Below are 13,560 nucleotides of genomic sequence, written 5' to 3'. Positions count from 1 at the left end.
TTCATTCCTATTCGAAGCGCGCCGCGCCGGCTGATCCCGGCCCGGCGCGCTTTTGAATAATAAGAACACTTCATATTTACGACAGATCGCAATGCAGCCAGCCGTAGAATTTCGCAACATCAGCAAGGCCTTCGGGCCTGTGCAGGCGAACGCCGACGTCAGCTTCTCGATCGCCAAGGGCTCGATCCATGGCGTGATCGGCGAAAATGGCGCCGGCAAATCCACCCTGATGAGCATCCTGTACGGCTACTACCATGCCGACAGCGGGCAGCTCGTCATCGACGGCGCCGAGCGCAGGATCCGCTCCAGCCTGGAGGCGATCGACCTGGGCATCGGCATGGTCCACCAGCACTTCATGCTGGTCGAGAACATGACGGTGCTCGATAACGTGATGCTCGGCACCGAGGGCGGCTTCAAGCTGTCGAAGAAGCGCGTCGAAACCGAAGCCAAGCTGCGCGAAATCTGCACCCGCTACCAGCTCGACGTCGATCCGCTGGCCGTCATCTCGACCCTGTCGGTCGGCGCCCAGCAGCGCGTCGAGATCCTCAAGCAGATCTACCGCAGCGCCGAGATCCTGATCCTGGACGAGCCGACCGCGGTGCTGACCGCGCAGGAAATCGCCTCGCTGTTCGACATCCTGCGGCTGTTCAAGGAACAGGGCAAGACCATCATCCTGATCACCCACAAGCTGGGCGAGATCATGGAGATCACCGACCAGGTGACGGTGATGCGCGCGGGCCGCGTGGCCGGCGCCGTCGCCACCCGCGGCACCTCGAAGGAACAACTCGCCAACATGATGGTGGGCCGCCCGATCGAGGGCAACCTGCCGCGCAAGCCGCACGCGCCCGGCGCACCGGTGCTGCAGGTCGAGAACCTCCAATTGAAGGATGCGAACGGCGTCCAGCTGCTGGCCGACATCGCCCTCACGGTGCGCGCCGGCGAGATCGTGGCGATTGCCGGCGTCTCGGGCAATGGCCAGAGCGAGCTGATGGAAATCCTGTCCGGCATGCGCCTGCCGACCTCCGGCAAGGTGGCGATGGAAGGCACGCCGCTTCCCTTCGCCGGTCGCACGAATGCCGACGGCCTGCCTGCCACCTTCCGCAACCTCGGCATCGGCCACGTGCCCGAAGACCGCCTGCGCGACGGCGTGATCAAGGATTTCTCGGTCATGCAGAACACCGTGTTCGGCTACCAGGACCGCGTCACCAAGGGCATGGGGCTGTTCGACTTCGACGCCATCGCGAAACGCTGCGCGCACTTGCTCGAACAATTCGATGTGCGCCCGAAAGACCCCAATGTGCGCATCGGCCTGCTCTCGGGCGGCAACCAGCAGAAGGTGGTGATCGCGCGCGAAGTCTCCGCCGCACCGAAACTGATGCTGGTCGGCCAGCCGACCCGCGGCGTCGACATCGGCACCATCGAGAGCATCCACACCCAGCTGCTGCGCCTGCGCGACGAAGGCGTGGCCATCCTCCTGGTGTCGACCGAGCTGGAAGAAGTGCGCGCGCTGGCCGACCGCATCGTCGTGATGTCGGGCGGCCGCGTCACCGGCGAACTCCATATTGACGAATTCGATACCACCCGCCTCGGCCTCCTGATGGGCGGGATGCACAAATCATGAAAACGACTGAACTCCCACGCTGGGCCTCGGGCTTCGTCCTGCCGGTCCTGAACCTGCTGTCGGCGCTGCTGGTCTCGGCCCTGGTCATCCACCTGCTGGGCGAGAGCCCGCTCGAATCGCTGCAGATCCTGGTCAACAGTGCCGTCATCAATCCCGAGGGCCTGAGCTACACGCTGTTCTACGCCTCGACCTTTGTCTTCACCGGCCTGGCCGTGTCGATCGCGATGAAGGCGGGCCTGTTCAACATCGGCGCCGAGGGCCAGATGTACCTGGGCGGCCTGGGCCTGACACTGGCCATGCTGAGCTTCGACGCCACCTTGTCGGGCTGGCTCCTGATCCCGCTGGCGATCGTCGCCAGCGCGGTATTCGGCGCCGCCTGGGCCTTCATTCCCGGCTACCTGCAGGCCAAGCGCGGCAGCCACGTGGTGGTCACGACCATCATGTTCAACTTCATCGCCGCCGGCCTGATGAACTTCCTGATCCTCAAGATGGTGCCGGAAGGCGACCAGAACCCGGCCAGCCGCGTGTTCACGGACGCCGCGGCGATCCCGCAGCTGTCGACCTGGCTGCCGTTCTTCGGCGAGAACACGCCGCTGAACCTGGCCTTCCTGCTGGCGCTGGTGGCGCTGGCGATCTACTGGGTGGCGGTGTCGCGCTCGAGCTGGGGTTATAAACTGCAGGCGACCGGCCTGAATGCCCACGCCGCCCACTACGCCGGCGTGCGCATCAGCCGCACCATCATCGTCACGATGCTGATCTCGGGCGGCCTGGCCGGCCTGGCCGCTGTGAACTCGATCCTCGGTTCGACCCACTACCTGAGCCTGAACTTCCCGGCCGGCGCCGGCTTCATCGGCATCGCGATCGCGCTGATGGGCCGCCAGCATCCGATCGGCATCCTGCTGTCGGCGGTGCTGTTCGGCGCGCTGATCCAGGGCGGCTTCGACCTGTCGCTGGAAAAACCGAACATCCCGCAAGAGACCTTCATTTTCATCCAGGGCCTGATCATCCTGTTCTGCGGCGCCATGGAAAACATGTACGCGCCGGCAGTGCTGAAACTGATCAACGCCACGCGCACCAAGGGTTAAGCCATGGAAGACTTCCAGTTCGCCAGCATCCTCGTCTCCACCATCCGCTATGCGCCGGTGCTGATCTTCGCGGCCATGGCCGGCCTGTTCGCCGAGCGCAGCGGCGTGGTCGACATTGGCCTCGAGGGCAAGATCCTGGCCTCGGCCTTCGTCTCGGCCGGCGTCGCCTATACCTATCAAGATCCATGGATCGGCATCGCGGCCGGCATCCTGGCCTCGACCGCGCTGGCGCTGGTCCAGGCCTTCGTCTCGATCACCCAGAAGGGCAACCAGCTGGTGGCGGGCATCGCCATCAATATCGCGATGAGCGGCCTGACCTTCGTGGTGGCCCAGTACTTCTTCCAGCAGGGCGGCCGCACGCCAGATCTTGGCGAGGCGCGCCTGTCGACCGTGGTGCTGCCGGGCGCCGAGCTGGTGGCCGGCGTCCCCGGCCTGGGCTGGTTCTGGACCCGCCTGGTCGGCGGCCATTCGCCGCTGGTCTATTTCGCCTTCGCCCTGCTGCCGATCGTGCACTGGGTGCTGTTCCACAGCCGCTTCGGCCTGCGCCTGCGCGCCTGCGGAGAGAACCCGCATGCGGCCGACGCCGCCGGCATCTCGGTCCAGCGCACCCGCTACACAGCGATGATCATCGCCGGCGTGCTGTGCTCGTTCTCGGGCGCCTACCTGTCGATCGTCCAGAGCGGCTTCTTCTTGCGCGACATGTCGGCCGGCGCCGGCTACCTGGCGCTGACGGCCCTGGTGTTCGGCAACTGGCGTCCGCTGCACACGGTGCTGGGCTGCCTGATGTTCGGCTTCTTCGCCGCGGTGCAGATCCAGATAGAAGGCGTCGACCTGCCGGTCGTGGGCCGCATCCCGGGCTCGTTGATCCAGATGATCCCGTACATCGTCACCGTGGTCGTGCTGGCCGGCCTGATGGCCAAGTCGGTGGCGCCAAAGGCGCTGGGCAAGCCTTTCGTCAAGTCGCGCTAAGCGATACCTGCGCCTGTCCGCGCTCGCGGGCAGGCGCATCGTTTCTCCTTTGTCATTACTTCCGCTACGTAGAAATACCTAGTTTTGCCGTCGAACGTCGGCAGCTGACCACAGATACCGTAAAATTTGGCATACAAAATGCAATCTTGGTCGGCAAGCGCCTTTCAGTCTGAGAAAATACCGACTTTCCGTACGGCAACCAACCGAGCAGGATTGTTGTCGTCCACATTTTCTCTTTAGGAAACTTATGGCAATCGAGAATATCAAGCTGCGCAGCCTCCTGTTCGGCGGCTTCGCTACCCTGCTCGCCGCAATGCTGATCCTGGTCGGGATCGGCATGGTCCAGACCAAGAAGGCCGAGGAACTGACCGACAATCTCACCAGCGTCAGCATGCAGCGCCTCGCCATGCTGCAGGAGTGGCAGGCCATCATCGAGACCAATGCGGCGCGCACGATCGCCGCGATCAAGATGGTCGATCCGGTCGACGAAAAATACTTCATGGACGATATCGCGGTCTCGTCCAAGCGCTCGGACGTCCTGCACAAGGGCCTGATCGAGAGCCTGAAAGGCGATGCCGAAGTGATGGCCCTGTTCGACAAGGTCGACGAGCAGCGCGAAGGCTATCGCGCGGCGCGCAAGAGCGCGCTCGAGAAGAAGGCAGCCGGCGACGACGAGGCGGTGCGCCAGTTCCTCGCCGCCGACATGCTGCCGCGCGTGAAAGCCTATATCGCCAGCCTGCGCGCGATCGTCGAGTACCAGCAGAAGGTGGTCGCGGCCGATGCCGCTACCATCGACGACGGCTTCAAGAGCAGCCTGAACCTGCAAATGGCCCTGGCCGCGATCGCCCTCGTGAGCGGCGCCGTCTTCGCCTGGTGGATCGGCCGCCGCATCACCGCGCCAATCCAGGACGCCGTGACGGTGGCGCAGACCGTCGCCCTAGGGGACCTGAGTAGCCGCATCGTGGCCCAGGGGTCGAACGAAACCGGCGTCCTGATGACCGCACTGAAGGACATGAACGACAACCTGGTCGGCATCGTCGGCCAGGTGCGCAGCGGCACCGAGACCATCGTCGAGGCGGCCGACCAGATCTCGGCCGGCAACCTCGAACTGTCTTCGCGCACCGAGCAGCAGGCCGGCGCGCTGGAAGAAACCGCGTCCTCGATGGAAGAACTGACTTCGACCGTGAAGCAGAACGCCGACAATGCCCGCGAAGCCAATGCGCTGGCCCAGACCGCATCGACAGTGGCCGGCCGCGGCGGCGAGACCGTCGGCCGCGTGGTGCAGACCATGGACGCGATCACCGATTCGTCGAAGAAGATCGTCGACATCATCGGCGTGATCGACGGCATCGCTTTCCAGACCAATATCCTGGCGCTCAATGCAGCGGTGGAAGCGGCGCGTGCCGGCGAGCAGGGCCGCGGCTTCGCCGTGGTGGCGAGCGAGGTGCGCAATCTTGCCCAGCGTTCGGCGGCGGCTGCCAAGGAGATCAAGACCCTGATCGGCGACTCGAGCGCCAAGGTCGAGGAAGGCAGCCGCCTGGTGTCGGACGCCGGCGCCACCATGCAGGAAATCGTCGACAGCATCGGCCGCGTCACCGCGATCATGTCGGACATCGCCATGGCCAGCCAGGAGCAGTCGGCCGGCATCGAGCAGGTGAACCAGGCAATCGCCCAGATGGACCAGGTGACGCAGCAGAACGCGGCGCTGGTGGAAGAAGCGGCGGCGGCGTCGACCTCGATGCGCGAACAGGCGCAGTTGCTGGCGCAGCTGGTGTCGACCTTCCGTTTCGAAGAAAGCGCTCAGGCAAGCCGTCCCTCGCTCAAGAACCCAAGTCGTCCGGCCCTGGCGATGCGCCAGCCGGCCTGACGCGAACAAGTTGTCTCCTCTTCACGCCGGGCTCGTCCCGGCGTTTTTTTATGGCGTCACGGGATCGATCGGCTCGTAGCCGGCTGCACGGCGGCTGGAACGCGCCAGCGTCCAGGCAAAACCGATGCCGGCCGAGGTGCCGCTGTTCTTGAGGTGCAGCGGGCTGTCGCGGTTGGCGCTGCCGGCATACGATTCGTAGCGCACGAAGCCGAACAGGCGCACGTCGGGATTTAACTGGCGCGTGGCGAACAGGCCGACCCGGGTCAGCATCAGGCCGGCGTCGGCACTGTAGGCGGCGCGTGAAGCGTTGACGTACTGCGGCTGCACTTCGTAGAAATAGCGGTTGATGCGCTTGTCGCCGAACACGACCGAGACATTCCCTTCGACGCTCCACAGCCCGCGCTCGCCACGCGTTTCATAGGCCAGCTTGGGCTCGAAGGTCCAGCCCTGGCGCCGCAGCCCTCCGCGCGCCTCGATCACGGCGCGCAGCGGCAGTTCGGCCCGTAGACGACTGTTGCGGTCGATGTCGGCCACCCGTATCTTCAGGCGCGGGCCGAATTCGAACAGGGCGCCCAGGTCGGGCATGCCGGCCCGGATCTCGACGTCGTCCGAATCGGACGGCAAGGCGCCGGCCAGGCCGACGTCGAACTCGAGCCGGTCGGAGCGGAACAGGCGCGCCCCGATGCCCGACTGGTCGGCGCGCAGCACTTCGCCGCGGTACAGCAGGTAGGGGACCGGAAGGACGCGGTTGTTACGATCCTCGGAGCCGGGGTAGGCCGGCGCGGTGAGGCCGAAGGCGCCAACGCCGAACTCCCACAGCGGCAGATTGGCCGGCTCCATGGACTGGGCGCTGGCGTGGGCTGCGGAGATCAGGCATGCGGCCGCGATGGCGGCTTTGAACGTGGGATGCATGTGGCCTCTGGATCGAAGTCGTGGGTGATGGAATTCTAGCCGAGGCCTACGCTCATACGTCCGATTCGATTGAAAACCAGGCCATGCCTATGCGCCACGGCTAACCTTCTGATTACTGATATTTGAGTGCACTCAACTGCATTCAGGCAATCAGCCTGTAATTTGGAGTTTTTGGAATCTGACTGGCAAGGCTATGCCGAGCGAAAATACCCGGCCGAGCGCGGTAGTCCAAACATGGGAGTAACGATGCAATCCGCAACCGTGCCAATATGCGTGCGACTTGTCGCGACGCTCGCACTCGTCACAGCAGCCTCCCTCCCCGCCAATGCTGCCCAGCCCATGTCAACGAACGACGACATCCTTGGAACATGGCGGATCACGAAGATGCTGGATGCGTCGAATGTCGCTGCGCTAGACCACCGGGAAGCCTCCCGGCTGGTCGGGAAACTATTTATCGTCGCGCCAGAAAAAGTCTCGCTGAATGGCGAGTCCTGCACCGAGCCCGAGTTCGCCCGCCACTACGAAGATACCGTGCGCTACCTGCGCGAGGAAGCGCACGCCTCATCATGGAAACTGGGTTTGCCACTGACGGTGACGGTCATCGATTTGTCCTGCACCGAAGCCCTCATCAAGGGACACGACAGAATTGTCGTGCTCTGGAAAGGCGTCTTTTTTGACGCTGTGAAGCAGGTATCCGAGGCCCCCGGTCAGGCAAGACGTTGAGCCTTGCACGGACACCCCTGGAAAAAGTCCCGGTTCTCGACCATGATCGTGCGCCGCAACCGTTCGACGACTGACGGCGCACGCACCGTTACGGCCAGATCGCCTGCAGCATCGCCGCCAGGTTGTACCCACCCTTGATCAGCTGGGTCTTGGCGATCTCGGAGCTCGGCACCGGATAGTTCTGCGGCACCTCCAACGCGAAGGTGTAGTAGGTCTCGCCCTTCTTGCTGGTCTGCGGAGTGATCTTGCCCGGCACCACGTCCTTGTAGGCCAGCTTGGCCGACACCAGGCCGTCCTCGACCCACTGCACCGGCCAGGTCGCCACGTCGCCCTGCGCTTTTTTCAGCTGCGGCTGGCTGGCGATGGCCACGTCGGCGAACTGCTCCGGCGTACGGGTCTTGATGCGACGGAAGGCGTAATCGACCGTGGTGCTGTCCCAGTACGAGTGGAATGGCTTGGTCAGCGCCGCCGGCACGCCTTCCTTGACCACCACCGGCTCGCCAGCGGGAATCACGCCCGACGACAGGGCATTCAGGCGCTCGTTATCCAGCAGCAGGTTGTTGCCGCCGCGCGAATCGAAGACCAGGGTCTCGTCGATCTCGGCGCGATTCTTCGGCACCACGAACTGGCCGTCCTTGGACACGAATGCCGAGCCCACGTGCAGCGGCTGGTGGATGTCGCCGGCGAAGTGGGCCAGCAGGATCAGCGCCTGGCGCTTGGTGAACTTGTGCGGGTTCAGCGCCGGGTCGGTCTTGCCCTGCAACACGGCAATGCACTGTTCCAGCGTCTGCACGATGTCGACCTCGCTGGTGCCCACGCCATGCTCATGGTAGTGGTCCAGCTGGAACGGCACATTGGTGTAGTGGTATTCGCTGTGGCGCGGATTGCCGGCGACGTAGTCGACCATCTCCTGCGTCTGCGGGCCGCAGAAGGTGCCCTTCACGCAATCGGCCCAGTTGGCGACCGAGGCCAGCGATTCGCCCGGCTGCAACAGCAGTGCGATTTCCTTCTGTGCGTTCGTGCCCTTGAGCAGCCGGTCGGCGATGGCGCCGATGGCGCGGTGGCCGTCGCGGCCCCAGGCGGCGGCGTCGGGCGCGGCCACCGAGGCGAAGACGCCGGTCAGCGCCAGCACGCATGCGAGTTTTTTCATGGTGAGTCCTTGTTGAATCAGTTGACCTTGACGATGCGCGGCGCGGGGTTGCTTCCACCTTGGGCCATGGCGGCGCCCTGCCCTTCGATCTTCTTCAGGTAGGCGATGAAGCCGTCGAGATCGAGCATGCCGGTGGCGTTACGGTCGGTACCCTGGCCGAATTCCGGATAGCCATCGCTGCCCTCGGCCAGGAAGTTATTGGTCGCGATGCGGTAAGTGGCGCCGTCTTCCATTGGCTTGCCATTGAGCTTGAGGCTGCCCGGCACGATGCGGCTGCCCTCGGGACGCTTGGCATCCCAGGCGTAGCTAAAGCCTTCCGACACCTGCAGCACCGAGCGCACCTCGTCGACGCCGTTCGGCCACTGGCGTTCGAGCAGGCGGCGGATCTGGGCGCCGGTCAGGTTCATCAGCACGGTGGTATTACCGAAGGGGAGCACGACCTGGGTCTGGCCGAAGCTGACCATGCCGTCCGGGCCCGCCTCGAGGTCGCGCCGCACGCCGCCGCTATTCATGAAGGCCAGTTGCGCACCCATGTGGCGGGTCGAGTCCAGCGCCGCGTCGGCCACCAGGCTGCCCAGCACCGATTGACCCGACTTGTTCGGCTCGCGCAGCAGCGGCGTCCCCGCCACCCTGGCGATCGGACGGCCCAGGGCTTCCTTGCTGCGTTCCTTCACCTGCGCCACGAAGGCGACCATCTTCGGGTCCGCCGGATACTCGCCCGGCTTCATCACCACATTGTTCACTTTCAGGTTGCTGACCGCGCCCGTCTTCGGCTCGACCTGCATCGACACGCGGGTGAGCAGGTGGCCGGCGGTGTCGGCCTGGGTCACGGTGCGGCCATCGACGTCGCACAGGTAACCCTGGTGCGAGTGGCCGGTCAGCACCAGCTTGATCGACGGGTCGATCTTTTTCACCACGTCGACGATGTCGCCCTTGAGTTGCGAGCAGCCTGGCTGCAGCGGCGATTCGACCGTGCGGCCGCCCTGGTGCACCAGGGCCACGATCACTTGCGCGCCGGCGGCGCGCATGGCCGGCAGCGCAGCATTGATCGCCTCGGCCTCGTCGCCGAACTGCAGGCCGGCGATGCCGGACGCCACCACCATATTCGGCGTGTCCTTCAGCACCACGCCGACCAGGCCGACCTTGATGCCCTTCACTTCTTCGATCTTGAAGCCCGGGATCACCGGCTTGCCGGTGGCCGCGTCGATCACGTTGGCGCCCAGGTAGGTAAATTTGGCGCCGCCGAAGTTCGGCGTGAACTTGCAGGCGCGGGTCGGATGCGGAGAATCGCAGCCGCCGTTCTGCTGGCGCAGCAATTCCTTGCGGCCGCCGTCGAATTCATGGTTACCGACCGCGCTGGCGTGCAGGTTCAGCATATTCATCACCTCGATCGTCGGCTCGTCGGCCCACAGCGACGACAGCGCCGGGCTGGCGCCGACGATGTCGCCGGTCGACACCAGCAGCAAGTCCTTGTCTTCCTTGCGCCAGGCCTGCAGGGCCGCCGCCACCGCTTCGGCGCCGCCGGCGCGCATGACTTCTTCCTTGCCGTCGGCGTGCTTCAGGGTATAGCGGCTCGGTTCCAGGTTGCCGTGGAAGTCGTTCAGCGACACCAGGTTGATGGTCACTGGGCCCTGGGGCGCGCTGGCGCAGCCGGCCAGGACAAGGGCGAGGGTCAGGGTGGAGAGACGGATCATGGAGACACCTATTCAAATACGGGAAAAACAGGAACGGCCGGTGTCTCCACCGGCCGTCCTTGACTAGCTCATGCTACGAATCCGACTACTTAGAATTCGTATTTCAGGGTTGCCTGGATGGCCCACTGCGACTCGCCCTTGGCTTGCTTCAGGTCTTGACGCTCGACGTCGTTACGCACGACGTAGACGTATTTACCCGATGCATCCAGACCGGCGAAATCGACGAAGCTACGCGCCATGCCGCCGTTCGACTGGAAGCTGATCTCTTCGGTACGGCCCCATTTCTTGTTCAGCAGGTTGCCGAAGTTCATGAAGTCGAGAGTGAAGGTTGCCTTGTTGCGCTTGAACAGGCCAGGGATTTCCTGGCTGATACGCACGTCGAAGGTGTTGACCCACTCGGCGGTGCTGTTGTTACGCTTCACGACACCACCAGCCGAACCGTGCAGGCCCTTGTTGGCGTTGACGACGTCCCAGAAACGCTGCTCGTTCGAACGGTTGTTCGCGGTGTCACCGTAGAACACGACTTCGCCGGAACCGAAAGCGGTCGGGATGTACATCAGGTCGTTGCCGGCCAGGTTGTCGCCGTTCATGTCGTTGTTGAACGTCCAGCTGTATGGACGGCCTTCACGACCTTCGTAGAAGATGCCCAGGCTCGTGTTGTAGTTGTCGATGAACTTCTTGCGGAAGTTCACGAACGCGTTCACACGGTTCTTGATGGCATAGCTCGAAGCGGCGGCGACTTCTTCGTTCGGGTTGAACACCGAACGGCCGTTGAAGTTCGAGTTCGCAACCGACGAGGTCAGCGGCGAGACTTCGGTCGCATCGGTGTAGGTGTAGGCCACCGACCAGCCGAAGCCCTGCATCATCGGACGCGACAGCGACGCGGTCAGGACTTTTGCATCGCCCTTGTCGGTGTCACGCGCCACCAGCACGTTGCCGAAGCTGCGGTTGTTCAGCGAACGGGTCTGCGCGCCGGCGCTGGTGATCACGTTGGCGGTGTTGTTCGACACGCCCCAGCTAGCCTGGTTCAGGCCGGCAGCGTTCCAGAACAGTTGACGGCCATCGGTACCGATGCGGGTCGGCGCACCCAGGTTCAGGTGTTCATAGTAGATGCCGTTCTTGTTCTTGGTGTACAGCGCTTCTGCGCCGAAGACCAGGCCGCCCCATGGCAGTTCGGTGTCGAACGCCAGGTTGGTTTTCCAGATCGATGGCTGGCGGAAGTTCGGGTCCAGGAAGTTGACGTCAGCGGCCGGGATGGCGCCGGTGATGCCTGGCTGGGTATCAGGATTCGGGCTGAACAGGCCACCGGTGGTCGGGCAGCGGGTCGCGCCGGTGCCCGAGCAGCTGATGGTGGCGGTCGCCGCACCGGTGCCCGAGAACGGGTTCGACATCCAGACGGTGGCTGCCGCGCCCTGGAACAGGCCGACACCGCCACGCAGTTGCGTTGGGCGTGGCGACTTGTCGAAGCGGTAGTTGAAGCCGAAGCGTGGCTGGACCAGGTCGGTACCGTCGATGGTCTGGCGGTTGTCCAGGCCGAAGCCGCCGCTCTGGCGGGTGCCGGTGGCTGCATTGGCGGCGACCATTGGCGCCGCAGCAGCGGCGTTGTACAGCGGACGGCCGCTGACGTCGTTCTTGTCGTAGCGCACGCCGTAGGTCAGGGTCAGCTGGTCGTTGACGGACCAGGTGTCCTGGATGAACAGGCCGGTGTTCTTGGTCTCGAACTGGGCGATCGCGTCGCTCAGCGAGGCGCCTGGCAGCGCGCGCTGCTGGCTGTAGCTCAGCGGACGGCCGCGCTGGAAGTTCTCGAGGACGGCTTGCTGGATGCGGTCGGCCGAGGCGCCGGCGCAGGTCAGCGCGCCGAACGAGTAGAAGTTGCTGTCGGTCGAATCCAGGCAGGCGAAGGTGTACGAACCGTAGATACCCTGCAGGAAGGCGTTGTAGACCTTGTTATTGGTCTGGTCGGCGCCGAATTTGATTTCATGGTCGCCCACGACCCAGTTGGCGCCGGCATACACGTCACGGGTCTCGTTGCCCAGGACGTTGTTATGACGGCTGAACTCGGTACCGAAGTTCAGGAAGCGGTTGGCGGTCGACAGACCGGCCGGTGCGCCGGCTGGCAGCGCGCCCATGAACTGCAGGCCGATCGACGGCATTTGCGTGCTGTTGACCGGGACCGAATCGTAGTCGCGGGTCGAATATTTGAACTCGGTCGAGAAGTTCGGGGTCCAGTCCGAGAAGATCTGGCCGACCACGGTTTCGATCTCTTTGCCCTGGTTGTAGAAGCTCGACGACAGGCCGACGCCGGTGGCCGAGAAGCCCGGGTAGAACGGCTCGCCCTGGGTGGTCTTGGCGTAACGCAGGTTGGCGCGGTGGTCGTCGGTGATGTTCCAGTCGAACTTCACCATGCGCTCTTTCGAGGTCAGCATCGAGCCGCTCGGGACGGCCGGGCTGCCGATGTCGACGCCGTACTGGCTCTGGGCGATGCGCTGGGCTTCGGCGATGGCAGCCGGGGTGATGGCGACGGTGGTGCCGGCGCCGCTGCCGATCGGTCCGAAGTCAGGGCTCGAACGCGAGCTCTCGAAGTTTTCGGCCAGGGCGAAGATGAACAGCTTGTCCTGGATCAGCGGGCCCGATGCCCAGATACCCTTGGTGGTTTCCTTCGACTTCGGCGGATCGCTGTAGACGTCGGTGATCGGGTTGTAACGGTCGCCGGCCATCGTGTCGTTGCGGAACACGTAGTAGACGCCGCCCTTGTAGGTGTTGGTGCCCGACTTGGTCACGGCGTTGATGTTGGCGCCGGTATAGCCTTTCTGGGTCACGTCGTAGTTGGCGACGTTGACCTGCACCGACTGGATCGCTTCGATCGAGATCGGCTGGCGTGCGGTCGGGCTGCCGTTGGCTTCCAGGCCGAAGGTGTCGTTGATCGCGACGCCGTCGATGGTCATCGAGTTGTAGCGCGAGTTCTGGCCGGCCACGGACAGTTCGCCGCGGTCCTTGTCGGTCTGCGAGACGCGCGGGTCGAGGCGGGCGTAGTCTTGCAGGTTACGCTGGATCGATGCCTGGGTCTGCAGTTCGGTGTTGCTGATCGAGGTACCCGAACCCATCGAGTTGCGCGAGAAGATCTCGGCGCGCGAGGCGACGCCGGCCACGGTCACGGTCTGGATGCCGACGGTCGCGTCGACGGTCGCGGTCTGGGCCAGTTCGACGAAGACGTTATTGCGGGTCTCGGTGATGCCATCCTTGGTGATGGTAATCGTGTAAGGACCGCCCACGCGCAGGCCGCGCGCGGTGTAGCGGCCTTCGGCGTCGGTGACGACATTGCTGACAGAACCCGACTCGACGTGCAGGATCTGCACTTGCGCGCCGGCCGCTGGTGCGCCGGTGGCGTTCGAGATACGGCCGCCGATGGCCGAAGTGGTGTTCTGTGCGAACGACGGCGCAGCCGCCAACGCAACCGACAAAGCCAGCGCCAACTTGGTGAGCCGGATCTGTTGTTGAGTGATCATTGAATACCCCAAAAAGAACGTCAATTTATTGTT

Annotated in this window: 9 protein-coding genes; 5 read left to right on the top strand and 4 right to left on the bottom strand. The window is 64.2% G+C overall.

All coding sequences use genetic code 11. The features are described from left to right. Positions 1-91 precede the first annotated feature (91 nt). From Q9246_RS05095 to Q9246_RS05080, 4 genes are all read left to right on the top strand, one after another. Positions 92-1,621: an ABC transporter ATP-binding protein gene (locus Q9246_RS05095; RefSeq protein WP_306395934.1), complete on the top strand. Its 1,530-nt coding sequence runs from the start codon at positions 92-94 to the stop codon at positions 1,619-1,621. Continuing rightward, the gene (locus Q9246_RS05090) at positions 1,618-2,706 is read left to right on the top strand and encodes an ABC transporter permease (protein WP_306395933.1); all 1,089 of its coding nucleotides are present in this window, start codon (positions 1,618-1,620) and stop codon (positions 2,704-2,706) included. The genes Q9246_RS05095 and Q9246_RS05090 overlap by 4 nt, the downstream gene beginning before the upstream one ends. A 3-nt stretch (positions 2,707-2,709) precedes the next feature. Next, a complete protein-coding gene (locus tag Q9246_RS05085; protein WP_306395931.1) occupies positions 2,710-3,675 on the top strand; it encodes an ABC transporter permease in 966 nt (321 codons plus the stop codon). Positions 3,676-3,922: 247 nt separating this feature from the next. Continuing rightward, positions 3,923-5,542, top strand: a complete 1,620-nt coding sequence (locus Q9246_RS05080; protein WP_306395929.1) for a methyl-accepting chemotaxis protein — start codon at positions 3,923-3,925, stop codon at positions 5,540-5,542. Between the two features lie 48 nt (positions 5,543-5,590). Here Q9246_RS05080 and Q9246_RS05075 read toward each other — a convergent pair whose 3' ends face one another. After that, positions 5,591-6,454, bottom strand: coding sequence for a MipA/OmpV family protein (locus Q9246_RS05075; protein ID WP_306395928.1), 864 nt, complete (start codon positions 6,452-6,454; stop codon positions 5,591-5,593). Positions 6,455-6,700: 246 nt separating this feature from the next. Here Q9246_RS05075 and Q9246_RS05070 point away from each other — a divergent pair, with 246 nt between their 5' ends. Continuing rightward, positions 6,701-7,177, top strand: coding sequence for a hypothetical protein (locus Q9246_RS05070; RefSeq protein ID WP_306395927.1), 477 nt, complete (start codon positions 6,701-6,703; stop codon positions 7,175-7,177). 88 nt (positions 7,178-7,265) lie between these two features. Here the strand turns inward: Q9246_RS05070 and Q9246_RS05065 are convergent, their stop codons facing one another. The 3 genes from Q9246_RS05065 to Q9246_RS05055 form a co-directional block, all read right to left on the bottom strand. Next, entirely contained in the window at positions 7,266-8,327 is a 1,062-nt protein-coding gene (locus Q9246_RS05065; protein ID WP_306395926.1) for a S1/P1 nuclease, read from the bottom strand. Between the two features lie 17 nt (positions 8,328-8,344). Next, the gene (locus Q9246_RS05060; RefSeq protein ID WP_306395924.1) at positions 8,345-10,021 is read right to left on the bottom strand and encodes a bifunctional metallophosphatase/5'-nucleotidase; all 1,677 of its coding nucleotides are present in this window, start codon (positions 10,019-10,021) and stop codon (positions 8,345-8,347) included. A gap of 89 nt (positions 10,022-10,110) precedes the next feature. Next, positions 10,111-13,527, bottom strand: coding sequence for a TonB-dependent receptor (locus Q9246_RS05055; protein ID WP_306395923.1), 3,417 nt, complete (start codon positions 13,525-13,527; stop codon positions 10,111-10,113). Between the last annotated feature and the right edge of the window lie 33 nt (positions 13,528-13,560).

This window comes from Telluria beijingensis, from assembly GCF_030770395.1.
Taxonomy (GTDB): Bacteria; Pseudomonadota; Gammaproteobacteria; order Burkholderiales; family Burkholderiaceae_D; genus Telluria; species Telluria beijingensis.
Note: the sequence above shows the minus strand (reverse complement) of the source record. Positions and strands in the feature narration are given on the sequence as shown.